Source organism: Streptomyces sp. 13-12-16, from assembly GCF_002114215.1.
Lineage (GTDB): Bacteria > Actinomycetota > Actinomycetes > Streptomycetales > Streptomycetaceae > Streptomyces.
Genome location: NZ_NCTE01000972.1, coordinates 10,987 through 15,026 on the forward strand (window position 1 = coordinate 10,987; position 4,040 = coordinate 15,026).

A 4,040-nucleotide genomic window follows, 5' to 3' on the forward strand; every position below is an offset into this window, starting at 1 on the left:
CCGGTCCCAACCTGATCGCCGAGTGGCCGGGGGGCGACGCCGGCAACGTGTACATGTTCGGCGCCCACCTCGACGGCGTCTCGGCCGGCCCCGGCATGAACGACAACGGCTCCGGCTCCGCCGCCCTCCTCGAGAACGCCCTGACGCTCGCCCAGCAGAACCCCACCATGCGCAACCGGGTCCGCTTCGCCTGGTGGACCGACGAGGAGCAGGGCCTCAACGGGTCCGACTTCTACGTGCGTTCGCTGCCGTCGACCGAGCGCGCGAAGATCAAGGCGTACTACAACTTCGACATGGTCGCCTCCACCAACGGCGGCTACTTCATCAACCACATCACCTCCTCGGCCGCCGCACCGATGAAGGCGTACTGGGACTCGCTGGGCCTCCAGCCCGAGGAGAACACCGAGGGCGCGGGACGCAGCGACGACTACTCCTTCGAGCAGTACTCCATCCCCACCTCCGGCTACGCGATGGGCGCCAGCGCGCGGAAGACCTCCGCGCAGGCCGCCAAGTGGGGCGGCACGGCGAGCAGGGCGTACGACCCCTGCTACCACTCCTCCTGCGACACCCTCACCAACATCAACACCACCGGACTGGACCGCGCGTCCGACGGCATCGCGTACACGATCTGGCAGCGGGCCGTGGACACCGGCACCGGCGGCGGCTGCGACACCGCCGGAGCGGTCGCGAACGGCGGGTTCGAGAGCGGCACCTCGCCGTGGACCGGGACCACCGGGGCCATCGGCGCCCACTCGGGCCAGTCGCCGCACGGCGGGAGCCGGTTCGCCTGGCTCGCGGGGAACGGTTTCACGAGCACCGAGTCGCTCAGCCAGACGGTGACCGTGCCGGCCGGGTGCTCCCGGGCGTCGCTGACCTACTGGCTGCACATCGACACCGACGAGTCCGGCTCGACCGCGTACGACAGGTTCACCGTCAGGGCCGGTGGCACCACGCTCGCCACCCTGTCCAACGTCAACGCCGGCAGCGGCTACGTGCAGCGGTCGGTCGACCTGTCGGCGTACGCCGGGCAGACGGTGACCCTGACCTTCACCGCCAGTGAGGACCGCAGCCTGCAGACCGGCTTCCTCCTGGACGACGTCGCCCTCCAGAGCGGCTGACCTCCCCCCACGGGAAGGCCGCCCCGCCGTGCTCCTCCTGCGGTGGGGCGGCGGCCGTCCGGGAATACGCTCGTCGGACACCGCTGCTGTGCATGCTCGGAGGTACGACGATGACGACCACGGACGACGACCGGCACTACCGCATCGAGCACGACTCCATGGGGGAGGTGAAGGTACCGGCCGACGCCAAGTGGCGCGCGCAGACCCAGCGCGCCGTGGAGAACTTCCCGGTCTCCGGGCAGCGGCTGGAACGCGCCCACATCGAGGCCCTGGCCCGGATCAAGGGCGCCGCGGCCAAGGTGAACGCCCGGCTCGGGGTGCTGGACGAGGACATCGCCGAGGCGATCCAGGAGGCGGCCGGCGAGGTCGCCGAGGGACGGTGGGACGAGCACTTCCCGGTGGACGTGTTCCAGACCGGGTCCGGGACCTCGTCCAACATGAACACCAACGAGGTCGTCGCCACGCTCGCCACCGAGCGGCTGGGGCGGGACGTGCACCCGAACGACCACGTCAACGCCTCGCAGTCGTCCAACGACGTCTTCCCGTCGTCGATCCACATCGCCGCCACGGCCGCCGTCACCCGTGACCTGGTCCCGGCGCTCGACCACCTCGCCACCGCCCTGGAGCGCAAGGCCGGGGAGTTCGCCGACGTGGTGAAGTCCGGACGGACGCACCTCATGGACGCCACACCGGTGACGCTGGGCCAGGAGTTCGGCGGGTACGCGGCCCAGGTGCGGTACGGGATCGAGCGGCTGAACGCCTCCCTGCCGCGCCTCGCCGAACTGCCGCTGGGCGGGACCGCCGTCGGGACCGGCATCAACACCCCGCCCGGCTTCTCCGCCGCCGTCATCGAGGAGGTCGCCCGCGCGACCGGACTGCCGCTGACCGAGGCGCGCGACCACTTCGAGGCGCAGGGCGCCCGCGACGGCATCGTGGAGACCAGCGGGCAGCTGCGGACCATCGCCGTCGGGCTGACGAAGATCGCGAACGATCTGCGGTGGATGGCGTCGGGCCCCCGCACCGGGCTCGCGGAGATCGCCCTGCCCGACCTCCAGCCCGGCTCCTCGATCATGCCCGGCAAGGTCAACCCGGTGATCCCGGAGGCCGTGCTCATGGTGTGCGCGCAGGTCACCGGCAACGACGCGACCGTCGCCGCCGCCGGAGCCTCGGGCAACTTCGAGCTCAACGTCATGCTGCCGGTCATCGCGAAGAACGTCCTGGAGTCGGTGCGGCTGCTCGCAGGCGTCTCCCGGCTGCTCGCCGACCGCACGGTCGACGGCATCGTCGCCCACCGCGAGCGGGCCCGCGAGTACGCCGAGTCCTCGCCGTCCGTGGTCACCCCGCTCAACAAGTACATCGGCTACGAGGAGGCCGCCAAGGTCGCCAAGAAGTCCCTGGCCGAGCGGAAGACCATCCGGGAGGTCGTCCTGGAGAGCGGTTACGTCGAGCGCGGCGACCTCACCGTCGAGCAGCTCGACGCGGCGCTGGACGTCCTGCGGATGACACGGCCGTAGGGCATCGTGCCGGGAGGCGTGAACCGTGACGGGGGTCGCGGCGTCGTATGCCCATGGCACCTAATATCCAGCCATGGCGGAGGGCGGAGCGACGATGCGCGAGGAAGCGGGCGGGACGGCCGGACACTGGGCGCCCGGGGCACGGATCCTGTGGCGGTACCGGGAGAACGGCGGCGCGCGCATCCACATCGCGCGCCCCGTCACGGTCGTACGCGACGACCCGGAGCTGCTCGCGGTGTGGATGGCGCCCGGTACCGAGTGCGTGAAGCCGGTGCTCGCCGACGGCACGCCGGTGCACCGGGAGCCGCTCGGCACCCGGTACACCAAGCCGCGCGCGGTGCGACGGGGCCGCTGGTCCGGAACCGGGGTGCTGAAGCTGGCCCGGCCCGGCGAGCCCTGGTCGGTGTGGCTGTTCTGGGACCCGGACTGGCGGTTCAGGAACTGGTACGTGAACCTGGAGGAACCGCTGTCCCGTTGGGCCGGCGGGGTGGACTCCGAGGATCACTTCCTGGACATCTCCGTGCACCCGGACCGCACCTGGCGCTGGCTCGACGAGGACGAGTTCGCACAGGCCCGGCGGGACGGTCTGGTGGACTCCGCGCTGGCCAGAAGGGTGCGGGAGGCCGGGCGGGCCGCCGTGGCGGTGATCGAGTCCTGGGGGCCGCCGTTCGCGGACGGGTGGGAGAACTGGCGCCCCGATCCGTCGTGGACGGTACCGTCACTGCCACAGGACTGGGACCGCGTTCCCGCGCATCTGTCCTCGTGAGACCCTTGCTGCGCCCCCGGGCGGGAAACGTAGGATCGTCCTCCGCAAGGGCGCGGGCAGCAACCACCGGAGTACGCGCCGGGCTTGACCGATCGTCACCGAGGGGCGGCAGGACGTGAGCGAGGGGTACGGAAACACCGGTACCGGCCGGGAACGGCCGGCCTGCGGCACAGGAACAACCTCTGACCACGCGGGAAATCCGTTCCGGGGGCACGTATTCCGGGTATCGGAGTTTCGGCGGGACGAACCGCGCGCACGGCGTGCGCCGGACGGATGGACTCGACACGCGTGACGGAGCAGCCGACCTCCTTCGAACGCCCGCAGCCGGGCGTCGACCCCGCGGATCCCCGCGGGGCGCTCCTGCGTACCCCGTCACCGGCGCGTGCGCCGGGCACGGGGGCCGCCTTACCCGTACAGAGCCGCTCCGGTGGTGAGCCCCCCTCGTCCGGGACCGCCTCCCCGGGGTCGCCGGAGGCGGCTTCCGCGGGGTCGTCGGGCACGGTGACGCCGGACGGCACCGGCCAGGACCCGGCCGCCGGGTCCGGCTCCGAGCACTCCCAGCCGGGTGCCGGGCAGGGCACCGAGCCGGACGCGCACCGACCGCGCCCCGCGCCCGAGGGCATCCCGGTGCAGCCGGCCGCG

3 protein-coding genes and 1 pseudogene are annotated in these 4,040 nt (G+C 72.2%); all 4 read left to right on the forward strand.

Annotated features, from left to right (window positions below; genetic code table 11):
* On the forward strand, positions 1–1,118 hold a 1,118-nt coding region (locus tag B7767_RS33385; protein WP_085575374.1), incomplete at its 5' end, for a M20/M25/M40 family metallo-hydrolase.
* A 110-nt stretch (positions 1,119–1,228) separates the two neighbouring features.
* Complete coding sequence (locus B7767_RS33390) at positions 1,229–2,632, forward strand: aspartate ammonia-lyase (RefSeq protein ID WP_085575375.1); 1,404 nt, start codon at positions 1,229–1,231, stop codon at positions 2,630–2,632.
* Between the two features lie 73 nt (positions 2,633–2,705).
* Positions 2,706–3,398, forward strand: coding sequence for a DUF402 domain-containing protein (locus tag B7767_RS33395; protein WP_085575376.1), 693 nt, complete (start codon positions 2,706–2,708; stop codon positions 3,396–3,398).
* A 273-nt stretch (positions 3,399–3,671) separates the two neighbouring features.
* Positions 3,672–4,040 (forward strand): annotated as a pseudogene (locus tag B7767_RS47475) (serine/threonine protein phosphatase); the annotation flags it as partial.

What these genes read in the sequence shown, in the direction of transcription:
- B7767_RS33390 (WP_085575375.1), top strand. Translation starts at nt 1,229, where the DNA reads ATGACGACCACGGACGACGACCGGCACTACCGCATCGAGCACGACTCC.
- B7767_RS33395 (WP_085575376.1), top strand. Translation starts at nt 2,706, where the DNA reads ATGGCGGAGGGCGGAGCGACGATGCGCGAGGAAGCGGGCGGGACGGCC.